Annotated in this window: 13 protein-coding genes and 1 riboswitch; of the genes, 4 read left to right on the top strand and 9 right to left on the bottom strand. The window is 72.4% G+C overall.

The window, feature by feature from the left end; genetic code table 11:
* Positions 1–104: 104 nt before the first annotated feature.
* The 8 genes from OTB16_RS24610 to OTB16_RS39675 form a co-directional block, all read right to left on the bottom strand.
* Positions 105–569, bottom strand: a complete 465-nt coding sequence (locus tag OTB16_RS24610) for a PH domain-containing protein (RefSeq protein ID WP_267722930.1) — start codon at positions 567–569, stop codon at positions 105–107.
* A 47-nt stretch (positions 570–616) separates the two neighbouring features.
* Positions 617–1465: an ATP phosphoribosyltransferase gene (gene hisG, locus OTB16_RS24605; protein WP_267722929.1), complete on the bottom strand. Its 849-nt coding sequence runs from the start codon at positions 1463–1465 to the stop codon at positions 617–619.
* Positions 1466–1540: 75 nt separating this feature from the next.
* Positions 1541–1822: a phosphoribosyl-ATP diphosphatase gene (locus OTB16_RS24600; protein ID WP_267722928.1), complete on the bottom strand. Its 282-nt coding sequence runs from the start codon at positions 1820–1822 to the stop codon at positions 1541–1543.
* A 32-nt stretch (positions 1823–1854) separates the two neighbouring features.
* Entirely contained in the window at positions 1855–2343 is a 489-nt protein-coding gene (ribH, locus tag OTB16_RS24595) for a 6,7-dimethyl-8-ribityllumazine synthase (protein ID WP_150520523.1), read from the bottom strand.
* A gap of 80 nt (positions 2344–2423) precedes the next feature.
* The gene (locus OTB16_RS24590) at positions 2424–3725 is read right to left on the bottom strand and encodes a bifunctional 3,4-dihydroxy-2-butanone-4-phosphate synthase/GTP cyclohydrolase II (protein WP_267722926.1); all 1302 of its coding nucleotides are present in this window, start codon (positions 3723–3725) and stop codon (positions 2424–2426) included.
* Positions 3722–4375 (bottom strand): nicotinamide mononucleotide transporter family protein, encoded by a 654-nt coding sequence (locus OTB16_RS24585; RefSeq protein ID WP_267722925.1) that lies wholly within the window; start codon positions 4373–4375, stop codon positions 3722–3724. Before OTB16_RS24585 ends, OTB16_RS24590 begins: the two co-directional genes overlap by 4 nt.
* Entirely contained in the window at positions 4372–4995 is a 624-nt protein-coding gene (locus tag OTB16_RS24580; RefSeq protein ID WP_267722924.1) for a riboflavin synthase, read from the bottom strand. The genes OTB16_RS24585 and OTB16_RS24580 overlap by 4 nt, the downstream gene beginning before the upstream one ends.
* Positions 4996–5385 carry a hypothetical protein gene (locus OTB16_RS39675; RefSeq protein ID WP_420717788.1) on the bottom strand — a complete coding sequence of 130 codons (390 nt, stop codon included), beginning with the start codon at positions 5383–5385 and terminating at the stop codon, positions 4996–4998.
* 168 nt (positions 5386–5553) lie between these two features.
* A riboswitch (FMN riboswitch) is annotated at positions 5554–5684 on the bottom strand.
* A 280-nt stretch (positions 5685–5964) separates the two neighbouring features.
* Between OTB16_RS39675 and OTB16_RS24570 the strand changes: the two genes are divergently transcribed.
* The 3 genes from OTB16_RS24570 to OTB16_RS24560 all read left to right on the top strand — a co-directional run bounded on the left by OTB16_RS24570 (position 5965) and on the right by OTB16_RS24560 (position 10124).
* Positions 5965–8334 carry a chitinase C-terminal domain-containing protein gene (locus tag OTB16_RS24570; protein ID WP_267722923.1) on the top strand — a complete coding sequence of 790 codons (2370 nt, stop codon included), beginning with the start codon at positions 5965–5967 and terminating at the stop codon, positions 8332–8334.
* A gap of 105 nt (positions 8335–8439) precedes the next feature.
* Entirely contained in the window at positions 8440–9327 is an 888-nt protein-coding gene (locus OTB16_RS24565) for an RNA polymerase sigma-70 factor (RefSeq protein WP_267722921.1), read from the top strand.
* 56 nt (positions 9328–9383) lie between these two features.
* Positions 9384–10124, top strand: coding sequence for an SDR family oxidoreductase (locus OTB16_RS24560; RefSeq protein ID WP_267722920.1), 741 nt, complete (start codon positions 9384–9386; stop codon positions 10122–10124).
* Between the two features lie 263 nt (positions 10125–10387).
* Here the strand turns inward: OTB16_RS24560 and OTB16_RS24555 are convergent, their stop codons facing one another.
* Positions 10388–11587 carry an ROK family protein gene (locus tag OTB16_RS24555; protein WP_420717787.1) on the bottom strand — a complete coding sequence of 400 codons (1200 nt, stop codon included), beginning with the start codon at positions 11585–11587 and terminating at the stop codon, positions 10388–10390.
* A gap of 55 nt (positions 11588–11642) precedes the next feature.
* Here OTB16_RS24555 and OTB16_RS24550 point away from each other — a divergent pair, with 55 nt between their 5' ends.
* On the top strand, positions 11643–12866 hold the full coding sequence (locus tag OTB16_RS24550) for an MFS transporter (protein WP_267722919.1): 1224 nt from the start codon (positions 11643–11645) through the stop codon (positions 12864–12866).
* Positions 12867–12923: the final 57 nt, after the last annotated feature.

Below are 12923 nucleotides of genomic sequence, written 5' to 3'. Positions count from 1 at the left end.
ACGGGGTCCGGGGCCGGTGGGAGGGCGCACGACCGCGCCCCGCCAACCAGGGTAGTCATTGAGATCGCGGCCGCAACGGTACGCGGCCACGAGCTTGGGCGGGCTCAGCGCTCGGCCGCGCCGGTTCCGCGGGTCTCGACGAGGGCGCGCAGGGCGCGTGCGTCGCCGATCGCCTGCGCCTTGGCGACCCCGGGCTGGATGCCGAGGACCGGGAGGCTGGTGCCGTCGCTGAGGTCCAGGAACACCCACGGGTCGCCGGGGCGGAGGTTGACGCGCAGGATCTGCGCCCAGTCCAGGCGGCGGGAGGTGGTGAGGTTCACCACGGTGACCCCGGCCTCGTCCGCCACGACCTTGGGCCGGCTGAGCAGGACCAGGACGGAGGTCAGCAGGACCGCGGTGAAGACGAAGCTGACCCGCTCCCCCGGGTTGAGGTTCTCCAGGAGCAGCGCGATCGCCGTGATGGTGGCGAACATGGCGATCCCGACACCCAGCAGGACGGCCCGGGTGCGGGTCGGCCGGAAGGTCACCGGCAGGGCGGGCGTGACGGGCTGGGCGGCGGACTCGGCCATGGTTCTGCTCGGTTCTGGGAGGAGGGTCGCGGCGGGGACGGCGGGCGTCAGAGCCGGCAGGCGTGGATCGAGGTGGTGAGGATCGCGCGCGCGCCGAGTTCGTACAGGTCGTCCATGATCCGCTGGGCTTCCTTGGCGGGGACCATCGCGCGGACGGCGACCCAGCCCTCGTTGTGCAGCGGGGAGATCGTGGGCGACTCCAGGCCCGGGGTGAGGGCGACCGCGCGCTCCAGGTGCTCGGCGCGGCAGTCGTAGTCCATCATCACGTAGCTGCGGGCCACCAGGACGCCCTGCAGGCGGCGCAGGAACTGCGAGACCTTGGGGTCGTCGGTGGCGGCGCCGGTGCGCCGGATGACGGTGGCCTCGGACTTGAGGATCGGCTCGCCGATGACCTCCAGGCCCGCGTTGCGCAGGCTGGTGCCGGTTTCGACCACGTCCGCGATGATCTGGGCGACGCCGAGTTCGATGGCGGTCTCGACCGCGCCGTCCAGGTGGACGATGGCGGCCTCGACGCCGAGTTCGGCGAGGTGCTTGCCGACGATTCCCTCGTACGAGGTCGCGATCGTCATGCCGCCGAAGTCCTCGGGGCCCTTCGCGGTGCCGGGCTTGGTGGCGTAGCGGAAAGTGGACCGGCCGAAGTTCAGCGGCAGGATCTCCTCGGCGTTGGCACCGGAGTCGAGCAGCAGGTCACGGCCGGTGATGCCGATGTCGAGCTTGCCGGACGCGACGTAGATCGCGATGTCCTTGGGGCGGAGGTAGAAGAACTCGACCTCGTTGTCGGGGTCGACCGTGACGAGTTCCTTGGACTCCTTGCGCTGGCGGTAGCCGGCCTCATGGAGCATCGCCGACGCCGGTCCGGAGAGGGAACCCTTGTTGGGGACGGCGATGCGCAGCATGGGTCTTCCTTTGGTGCGTAGGTGCGTGAGGGTGTGCGGCGGCGCGGCGCGTGGGCCCGCGCCGCGGGCTCCGGCCTAGAGGTGCGCGTAGACGTCGTCGAGGGAGATCCCGCGCGCCACCATCATCACCTGGACGTGGTAGAGCAGCTGGGAGATCTCCTCGGCGGCGGCTTCCTTGCTCTCGTACTCGGCGGCCATCCAGACCTCGGCGGCCTCTTCGACGACCTTCTTGCCGATGGCATGGACGCCCTTGCCGACGAGCTCGGCGGTGCGGGACGTGCCGGGGTCGCCGGTGGCGGCCTTGAGCTGGAGCTCGGTGAAGAGCTCTTCGAAGCTCTTGGGGGATTTGTTCGCCATGATGGTCCTCAGAATAAGGGGTCCCGCGCTGTCTACTGGCGCCAGGGTTCGCTGACGGTGCGCAGGGTCATGGCGGTGGAGACGGCGGCGGTGACCGCTTCGTGCCCCTTGTCCTCGTTCGACCCCTCGAGTCCGGCACGGTCGAGTGCCTGCTCGTCGTTGTCGCAGGTCAGTACGCCGAAGCCGACGGGGACTCCGGTGTCGATCGACACCTGTACCAGGCCCTGGGTGACGCCCTGGCAGACGTAGTCGAAGTGCGGGGTGCCGCCGCGGATGACCACGCCGAGCGCGACGATGGCATCGTATCCGCGACCGGCCAGCACCTTCGCCACGACCGGGAGCTCGAAGCTGCCGGGGACGCGCAGGAGCGTGGGCTCGTCGATGCCCAGCTCGTGCAGGGCGCGCAGGGCGCCGTCGACCAGTCCGTCCATGACCTTCTCGTGCCACTGGGCCGCGATCACGGCGACTCGGAGGTCTCCGCAGTTCTTCACGCTCAGTTCGGGTGCGCCCTTGCCGCTCACAGCTCTGCTCCTCGGTGGTTCGTGGGGTGGGGATGTACCGGCCGTACGGGTGTACGGGGTGTGGGATGTGCGGTGCGTGGTTACTGGCTGCCGCAGGCGGACGTGGCCGCGGCCTGGTCCAGCCAGGGCAGGTCGTGGCCCATCCGGTCGCGCTTGGTGCGCAGGTACCGCAGATTGTGCTCGCCCGCCTCGGTCGGCATCGGCTCGCGGGCCGAGACCTCGATGCCGTGGCGCACGAGGGCGGCGGACTTCTCCGGGTTGTTGGTCAGCAGGCGGACGCTGTGCACCCCGAGGTCGGCGAGGATCTGCGCGCCGGCCGCGTAGTCGCGGGCGTCGGCGGGCAGGCCCAGTTCCAGGTTGGCGTCGAGGGTGTCGCGGCCGCGTTCCTGGAGCTCGTACGCGCGCATCTTGGACAGCAGTCCGATGCCGCGGCCCTCGTGGCCGCGGAGGTAGACGACCACGCCGCGGCCCTCGTCCTTGATGCGCTCCATGGAGGCGTGCAGCTGGGGGCCGCAGTCGCAGCGCTGGGACTGGAAGATGTCGCCGGTGAGGCACTCGGAGTGCATCCGGACCACAACGTCGCGGCCGTCGCCCATCTCGCCGTGGACGAGGGCGATGTGCTCGACGCCGTCGACGGTGGAGCGGTAGCCGTACGCCGTGAACTCGCCGAAGGCGGTCGGCAGGCTGACCTCGGCCTCGCGGCGCACGGTCGGCTCTGCGGAGCGGCGGTAGGCGATCAGGTCCTCGATGGAGATGATCGTCAGGCCGTGCTTACGGGCGAACGGGATCAGCTCGGGCAGGCGCAGCATGACGCCGTCCTCGCCGGCGATCTCCACGATGGCGCCGGCGGGGCGCAGGCCCGCGAGGCGGGCGAGGTCGACGGCGGCCTCGGTGTGACCGTTGCGGACCAGGACCCCGCCGGGCTTGGCGCGCAGCGGGAAGACGTGGCCGGGGCGGACGAAGTCGGCGGGGCCGCTGACGCCGTCGGCGAGGAGGCGCAGGGTGGTGGCGCGATCGGCGGCGGAGATGCCGGTGGTGACGCCGTGGGCTCCGCTCGCGTCGACGGAGACGGTGAAGGCGGTCTGCATCGACTCGGTGTTGTGCTGGACCATCTGGGGCAGTTCGAGCCGGTCCAGCTCGGGGCCCTCCATCGGGGCGCAGATCAGGCCGCGGCACTCGCTCATCATGAACGCGATGATCTCGGGGGTCGCCTTCTCGGCGGCGATGACGAGGTCGCCCTCGTTCTCCCGGTCCTCGTCGTCGACGACGACGATCGGCCGGCCGGCCGCGATGTCGCGGATGGCCTGCTCGACGGGGTCGAGGCGGAAGGACTCTTCCGGTACGTCGGGCACGGGCTTGAGCGGGGTCTTGAGGGCGTTCATGCCGTTGCTCCTTCCAGGGCCGGGGCGGGGGTGGTGCGCGAGCGCTGGTACCAGTCGTAGGCGCCCCACAGCACGAGGGCGAAGTAGACGACGTAGACGAGGCCGGAGAAGGCCAGGCCGTTGTTGAAGGCGAGGGGGACGCCGACGAGGTCGACGAGGAGCCAGGCGAACCAGAACTCGACCAGGCCGCGGGCCTGGGCGACCATCGCGACGATGGTGCCGACGAAGATGTAGGCGTCGGCCCACGGGCTCCAGGACAGGTGCGGGAAGAGCGTGAACAGGCCGCCGACGGCGAGGGTGCCGAGGACCGCGCCGGTGAGGAGCAGTCCGCGCTCCTTCCAGGTGGCGGTGCGTACGGCGATGGAGCCGTCCTGGGCCTGCTGTCTGCCGCGCTGCCAGGCGCGCCAGCCCCAGACGGCCACGCCGATGACGAGGAGCTGCTTGCCGACGCCGCCGGCGAGGTGCGCGGAGGCGTAGGCGGCGATGAGGATCAGGCCGGAGAGGAGCTGGGCGGGCCAGGTCCATATGGAGCGCCGCCAGCCGAGGGCGAGGGCGGCCAGGCCGATCAGGTTGCCGATCATGTCGGACCAGATGACCTTCTGGCCGAAGACCTCGAAGGCCTCGGCGTTGAGCCAGGTCAGGGCGCTCACCGGTCTGCTCCCCCGGGGGTCAGCGGGTCGACGCCGGCGGCGAGCAGGCGCTCGACGTACTTGGCGAGGACGTCGACCTCGAGGTTGACCGGGTCGCCGGGCTTCTTGATGCCGAGGGTCGTCAGCGCGAGGGTGGTGGGGATGAGGCTGATGGTGAACCAGTCGGCGGCGGCCTCGACGACGGTGAGGCTGACGCCGTCGACCGTGATGGAGCCCTTCTCGACGACGTAACGGGAGAGGTTCGGGGGAAGGGCGACCTTGACGATCTCCCAGTGCTCGGAGGGAGTGCGGGAGAGGATCTCGCCGGTGCCGTCCACGTGCCCCTGGACCAGGTGGCCGCCGAGCCGTCCGCCGAGGGCCATCGGGCGCTCCAGGTTGACCCGGGAGCCCTGGGCGAGGGCGCCGAGGCTGGAGCGGTTCAGGGTCTCCTGCATGACGTCGGCGGTGAACTCCCCGTCCGCGGTCTCCACGACCGTCAGGCAGACCCCGTTGACGGCGATGGAGTCACCGTGCTTGGCGTCCCCGGTGACGAGGGGGCCGCGCAGGCGGAAGCGGGAGGCCTCCGTGAGCTGCTCGACGGCGGTGACCTCGCCCAGTTCTTCGACGATTCCGGTGAACACTCAGTGCTCCTTGGGGGCTGTGGGGACGGACGCGGCCGTGGGGACGGCGGTGAGGCGGATGCCGGTGGCGATGCCGGTGCCGGTGCCAGTGGCGATGCCGGTGCTGGTGCGCGCGGTCTCGGTGATCCGTGGGCGTGGCGCTTCGGCCAGGGCGGCGGTGCCGGCGTCGGGGCCCGCGCCGGCGGGGCCCGCGTCGGCCCCGGCGGGCAGTCGGCCGGCCTCCGTGGTGACCCCGGCGTCGGGGCCGACGAGGCTCGCGGCGTCGGTGATGACGCGGCCGACGAGGAGGCGGGGGATGGTGGAGCCGGATCCGCGGGCGGCGGGCTCGACGGCTCGGCGCATGGCGCGGCTGTCCGCGTCGGGTGCTGCGTGCGCGGCGTGTGTCGCCACCGGGTCCTCCTGCCACATCGGGCACGGACTCCGGGGCCTGTCGGGATACGACAGATGAAGCGGTACAGCACACGCGGGGACGCCGAGGCCGAAAGATCGGTCCGCAAGGACGCATCCGCAAGGATGCGTAGACGAACCGCCGACGGCGGCGTACCGGTGACTGGCCCGCCGCGCACTGCCTCCCATCCGGACTTTAACCGTCGGTCCAGGAATCTCACCTGGTCAACCGGCCGCTGGCTGCGGACGGGTCGCGGACTGTAACCGCCGGTTCGGAATTACACCGACCCCGGAGTGCGCTGCTACTGATACTGAAGCCCAGTCTGCCACGGGCGATCGGCGGCCATGCGGGTGACGGGGTGTGGCCTGGATCACACGAGGAGTCGCGGAGATGGGTGCACTCTCCACGGATGCGCAGTTGGTCCAGACCTATTGACGGGGTGGTCTAGTCCTCTTAACGTTCCCTTCATCTTCCCCGGGAACAGCCCGTCAGATGTGCGCACGTCACGGGCCAACACGCTTCAGCCCTGTCCCAGTTGATTCATGCCGTGTCCTGCCATCCTCCCCTCCCCAGGAGGCACCATGCTGTCCCCCACACGTACGAGAGCGATGCTCCTGGCATCCGGCGCCGCAATCGCCGGGCTGTTGGTGGCCGGGCTCTCGACGGGCGTGTCGCACGCCGCCGACAACGAGAGCTGTCGTCCCGACGGGCTGTACAAGACGGCCGGCGTGGACGTCCCGTACTGCTCGGTCTACGACGCCGAGGGCCGCGAGAAGATGGGCGCCGACCACCAGCGCCGCGTCATCGGATACTTCACCGGCTGGCGCACCGGCAAGGACGGCACCCCCGCCTACCTCGCCAACAACATCCCCTGGTCGAAGATCACCCACATCAACTACGCCTTCGCGCACGTCGGCGGCGACAACAAGATCTCGGTCGGCGCGGACAACGCGAACAACGCGGCCACCGGAATGACCTGGCCGGGAGTCGCGGGCGCCGAGATGGACCCGGCCCTCCCGTACAAGGGCCACTTCAACCAGCTGACGAAGTTCAAGAAGCAGCACCCGAACGTCAAGACGCTGATCTCGGTCGGCGGCTGGGCGGAGACCGGCGGCTACTTCGGCGACGACGGCAACCGGGTCGCCTCCGGCGGCTTCTACTCGATGGCCACCAACGCCGACGGCTCGGTCAACCAGGCCGGCATCAACACCTTCGCGGACTCCTCGGTCGAGTTCATCCGCAAGTACGGGTTCAACGGCGTCGACATCGACTACGAGTACCCGACCACGATGAAGGACGCGGGCAACCCGCTCGACTGGCAGCTGGCCAACGCCCGCCGCGCCGGCCTCGTCAAGGGCTACGACATCCTGATGAAGAGCCTGCGCGAGAAGCTGGACCGGGCCGGCGCCGCCGACGGCAAGCACTACCTGCTCACCGTCGCCGCGCCCTCCTCCGGGTACCTGCTGCGCGGCATGGAGACGTTCCAGATGCAGAAGTACCTGGACTACGTCAACATCATGTCCTACGACCTGCACGGCGCCTGGAACGAGTACGTCGGCCCCAACGCCTCGCTCTTCGACGACGGCAAGGACGCCGAGCTGGCCGCCGCGAACGTCTACGGCAGTTCCCAGTACGGCGGCGTCGGCTACCTCAACACCGACTGGGCCTACCACTACTTCCGCGGCTCCATGCCGGCCGGCCGCATCAACATCGGCCTGCCGTACTACACCCGCGGCCACAAGAACGTGCAGGGCGGCACCGACGGCCTGTGGGGCAAGGCGGCCGCGACCACCTGCCCGGCCGGCGCCGGCCTGACCAAGTGCGGTGACGGCGCCGTCGGCATCGACAACCTGTGGCACGACAAGGACACCGCCGGCGCCGAGTCGCCGGCCGGTTCCAACCCGATGTGGCACGCGAAGAACCTCGAGAAGGGGATCGTCGGCGACTACGTCACCAAGTACGGCTTCCCGGCGAACACCGCGCTGACCGGCACCTACGCCCGCAAGTACGACTCGACGCTGGTCGCGCCGTGGCTGTGGAACGCGCAGAAGAAGGTCTTCCTCTCCACCGAGGACGAGCAGTCGGTGGCGGCCAAGGCCGACTACGTGGTCAACCGCGGCATCGGCGGCACCATGGTCTGGGAGATGGCAGGCGACTACGGCTGGAACGCCGCCAAGGGCCAGTACGAGGCGGGCGACACGCTCACCTCGCTGATGTACGACAAGTTCAAGGCCGCCGCCCCGTACGGCGCGAAGAAGTCCAACAAGGCGCTGCCGACGCAGGCCGTGGACATCAAGACGGAGTTCACCGAGTTCAAGCTGGGCGACTCCAACTACCCGCTCACCCCCAAGGTCAAGATCACCAACAACACCCAGGCGACGCTGCCGGGCGGCACCGAGTTCCAGTTCGACTACTCGACCGCGGCCCCGGGCAACGCCTCGGACCAGTCCGGCTTCGGCACCAAGGTGATCAGCAGCGACCACACGGGGAGCAACGTCGGCGGCCTCAAGGGCGACTTCCACCGGGTCTCCCTGAAGCTGCCGGCCTGGCAGACGCTGGCCCCCGGCGCCTCGGTCGACCTGGCGTTCAACTACTACCTGCCGGTCTCCACGCCCTCCAACTGGACGGTGAACATCTCCGGCACGACCTACGCGCTCGCCGGCGACCTGGCGCGCGGCACCACGGTGGTGCAGCCGGGCGGCACCACGCCTCCCACGACACCGCCGACCACGCCGCCCACCACCCCGCCGACGACTCCCCCGACCACGCCGCCGACGACGCCTCCGGGGGGTACGTGCACCAGCCCGGCGTACGTGGCGGGCCAGGTCTACAACAGCGGCAACCTCGTCTCGCACCAGGGCCGCACCTGGAAAGCCCAGTGGTGGACGCAGAACGAGGCCCCCGGCACCACCGGTGAGTGGGGCGTCTGGAAGGACCAGGGCGCCTGCTGACCACCCCCGGGTGACGGCTCGAACCTGATGTGAGGACCCGGTGGCCCGGCGGCCACCGGGTCCTCGCGCGTTCCGCCGGCCGCGGCCCCTCGTAGGCTGCCGGACGTGAACGACCACGTCGCCGCGTCCGCCGCGGACTTCCAGGAGCACCGGCCCCGGATGTTCGGCATCGCCTACCGCATGCTCGGCTCCGCCGCGGAGGCCGAGGACATGGTCCAGGACGCCTACCTGCGCTGGACCGCCGCCGACCGCGCGGACGTCGCGTACCCGGGGGCCTGGCTCGCCAAGACCGTCACCCGGCTGTGCCTGAACCACCTCGACTCGGCGCGGGTGCGGCGCGAGGCGTACGTCGGCCCCTGGCTGCCGGAGCCGGTCCTCACCTCGGGCGGCGCGCTGGGGCCGCTGGAGTCGGCGGAGCAGCGGGACGGCGTGTCCGTCGCCCTGCTGGTGCTGCTGGAGCGGCTGACCCCGGTGGAACGGGCCGTGTACGTGCTGCGCGAGGCCTTCGCGTACGGCCACCGGGAGATCGCCGGCCTGCTGGACCTCTCCGAGGCCAACTGCCGCCAGGTCTACCGGCGGGCGACGGCACGGGTGGGAGCCCCGGCGGAGCGCCGCTTCCAGCCGGATCCGCAGCAGTGGCGGCGGCTCGTCGAGACCTTCATGACGGCGGCGCGCGGCGGGGACCTGGCCCGGCTGGAGGGCCTGCTGACGGCCGACGCGCGGTACGTCTCGGACGGCGGCGGCGTGGTCAACGCGGCGCGGCGGCCGGTCCTGGGCCGGACCAACGTGGCCCGGTTCCTGCGGGGCGCGCTGGAGAAGTACGTGGCGGGCGCGCCGGTCCGGGTGGTGGAGGTGAACGGATCGCCGGCGCTGCTGTTCGGCGAGGCGGCGGTGCTCGTGGTGGAGTTCGAGAACGGGCTGGTCAGCGACATGCGCACGGTGGTGAATCCGGAGAAGTTGGAGTATCTGCTGCGCCAGCTGTCACGTTCCTGAGCCGCGTCCGGTCTCCGCTGGTGACCGCACCACACCGGATCGGAAAGGCGGACGCCATGAGCACCATCCTCGTCACCGGGGGCACGGGAAACCTGGGCTCCCTCGTCGTGGCGCGGCTGCGGGACCGGGGGCACGAGGTCCGGGTCCTGAGCCGCCGCTCGCCGGAGCACCCCGTCGACCTGCGGGACGGCGGCGGGCTGGACGCGGCCGTGGCGGGAGCGGAGGTGGTCGTGCACTGCGCCAGCGCCCCGCGCGGGGGAGACGAGCGCGGCGCCGGACACCTGATCGCCGCCGCCCGGCGGGCGGGGACGGTCCGGAACCTCGTCTACGTCTCCATCGTCGGGGTGGACGCGGTCCCGTTCGGCTACTACCGGACGAAGCTGAGGGTGGAACGGCTCGTGGAGGAGTCCGGGCTGGGCTTCACGATCCTGCGCGCCACGCAGTTCCACGATCTGGTCGCACGGCTGGTCGGCGCGGCGGCCAGGCTGCCGGTGGTGCCCCTGCCGAAGGGCGTACGGGTGCAGCCGATCGCGGTCGGCGAGGTCGCGGACCGGCTGGCGGAACTGGCCGCGACGACCCCCTCGGGCCGCGTCCCGGACATGGGCGGCCCGGAGGTCCGCACCCTGCCGGAGCTGGGCCGCGCCTACCTGGCCGCGACGGGCAGCCGCCGCCCGGTCGTCCCGCTCCCGCTGGCGGGCAAGGCGTACGCGGGCTTCCGCCGGGGCGGCAACCTGGCGCCGGGGCACGCGGTGGGGCGGATGACGTTCGCGGAGTACCTGCGGGAACGGGAGGCGTAGGGCGCGGCCGGCGGAGCGCGGGCGGCGCCCGGCCCGGACGGGGCGGGCCGGGACGGGGCGGGGCGGGACTGGCCGGACGGGCCGTCCGCCCCGGGGCGGCACTCGCGGCGCTGCCGCCCCTCGCGCCCCTCGCGGGTCCCGCGGGTCCCGCGGGACCCGCGGCCCTACAGCGCGTCGGCGGCGGCCCGGTCGTACCCGTACCGCGGCCGGGAGGACCCGGCACCTGCGACCACCTGGAAGCAGGAACACGGCGCGGCCGCCTCCTACCCTCCGAACAGCACGTCCTGGGCCGCCTCCCGCGCCGCCAGCCTGGCCCCCGCCAGGACCGCCGGGCCGCCCAGGGACGTGGCGCGGACCTCCGTCGGGAGAGGGGTCAGCGTCGCGAGGCGGCGGGCCACCCTGGCCGCCAGGGGCGGGCCGCCCGCGAGACCCAGTTCGCCGCCCAGCACCACGCAGCCCGGGTCCAGGACCGCGACGACCGCGGCCGCGCCCAGGGCCAGCCGTTCGGCCAGGGCGTCGAGGAACGGCTCCCCGGCGACCCCGGCGACCGCCTCCTCCGCCGGGCCGCGGAAGCCGTGCGCGCGGGCGAGCCCGGTGACCGCGTCCCGGCCCGCCAGGGCGTGGAAGCCGCCGCCGCAGTCGGTGGCGGAGGGCAGGCCGCCGGTGCCGGGTACGGGGAGGAAGCCGATCTCCCCCGCCCCGCCGGAGGCGCCCCGGCGCAGCCGGCCGTCCAGGACCACGGCCGCTCCGACGCCCGCGCCGAGCCACAGCAGGACGAAGGAGTCCAGGTCGCGGGCGGCGCCGAGGCGCTGCTCGGCGAGGGCGGCCAGGTTCGTCTCGTTCTCCACGACCACCACGGCGGGCAGGCTCCGCTGAAGGGCCGCCACCAGGTCCCGGTGCCAGGCGGGCAGGCCGCTGGAGTCGCGGAGTTCTCCGGTGGCCGGGGCGACGAGGCCGGGGGCGCCGATGACGACGGTGTGCAGGTCCGCGGCCCCGGCGTCGCGGGCGGTGCGCAGCAGGGCCTCGACGGCGTCCCCGGGTGCGCCGACGGGCAGGGCGGCCTCGGCCAGGGGGTGGCCGAGCAGGTCGGTGATCACGGCGGTGACGCTGTCCGTGCGCACGTCGAGGGCGGCGAGGTGGGCGCGGTGGGCGACGATCCCGTACAGCTTGGCGTTGGGGCCGCGGCGCTGTTCGCCGGACTCCCCGGCGACCTCGATGAGGCCGGCTCCGGTGAGGCGCTCGACGAGGTCGGCGACCGAGGGGCGGGAGAGTCCGGTCCGGGTCTTGAGCTGGTTGGCCGTCAGGGGCCCGGCATCCTGGAGGAGTCGCAGGGCCAGGCGGTCGTTGATGGCGCGCGCCGTGCTCGGTGATGCGGGGGTCGGGACCGGAGCGGAGGTCGCGGCCGGGGTCTCAGCCGGAGCGGAGGTCGGTACCGGGGCGGAGGCAGGAGTCACGGCGCCCATCCTAGGGAGGAGAGGCCCTTATCTATCAGGCAGGGTCCCTGATAGTTTATCGGCCATGACCGGGGAAACCGACCTCAGCCCGGCGCGCCTGCGCCACGCCCGCTTCGCCATCGCCGCCGTGTTCTGCGCCCACGGGGCCGTGACCGGCTCGTTCGCCACCCGCATCCCCTGGATCCAGGACCACGCCCAGCTCAGCGCGGGCACCCTGGGTCTGGCGCTCGCCTTCCCCGCCCTCGGCGCTGCACTGGCGATGCCCCTGGCCGGACGGATCAACCACCGCTTCGGGGCCCGCGCCGCACTGCGGGCGCTGCTGGCGATGTGGACCCTGTCCCTGATCCTCCCGAGCCTCGCCCCGAACCTGCCGACCCTCTGCTTCGCGCTCTTCGTCTACGGGGCCACCTCGGGCATGTCGGACGTGGCGATGAACGCGCTGGGCGTGGAGACCGAGAACCGGCTCGGCCGCTCGATCATGTCCTCGCTGCACGGCATGTGGAGCCTGGGCGCCCTCTTCGGGTCCGCCGCCGGTACGGTCGCCGCGCACACCGGCGCGGACGCACGGCTGCACCACCTGATCGCCGCGGTCGCGCTGACCGCGGCCGGGCTGGTGGCCGTACAGGGCGTGCTGGACCTGAGGAGCGATCAGGAGGCCGCGGCGCCGCCGCACTTCGCGCTGCCGCCGAAGTCCGCGCTGCTGATCGGCGCCGTCGGATTCTGCGCGGTCTTCGCGGAGGGCGCGAGCCTGGACTGGTCGGCGGTGTACCTGCGGGACGTGCTGCACACGGACGCGGGGCTGGCCGCGGCCTCCACCACCGCCTTCGCGCTCACCATGACCGTCGCCCGGCTCGTCGGGGACCGCGTGGTGGACCGGTTCGGGCCGGTGCGCACCGTCCGGGTGGGCGGGGCGCTGGCCACCGCGGGCGGACTGCTCGTGGTCCTCGTCCGGCATCCTGCGGCGGCCCTGGCCGGCTTCGGGCTGATCGGGCTCGGCATCGCGGTGGTGGTGCCGCTGGCCTTCGCGGCGGCGGCGCGCAGCGGGCCCGCCCCGGCGCAGGCCATCGCCGGTGTCGCGACGATCACGTACACCTCGGGGCTGATCGCGCCGTCCGCCATCGGCGCCGTGGCGGACGCCACCTCGCTGGTGGTCTCCTTCGGGCTGGTCACCCTGCTGGCGTTCGCGCTGATCGCGGGGGCCGCCGTACTGCGGCCTAAGCCGGCGGCGGACGGAGCCGTGCGGGGCGACCGGGACGAGCGGGGCGAACCTGTGGATATCCGGCCGTAACATATCGCTGGCCGCCGAGGCCCTCTTGTCGACGCGGCGCCGGTGGGGCGCCGTTCC

Origin of the sequence: Streptomyces antarcticus (assembly GCF_026627255.1) — a bacterium.
GTDB lineage: Bacteria > Actinomycetota > Actinomycetes > Streptomycetales > Streptomycetaceae > Streptomyces > Streptomyces antarcticus.
This window is presented reverse-complemented; position numbering and strand designations above follow the sequence as displayed.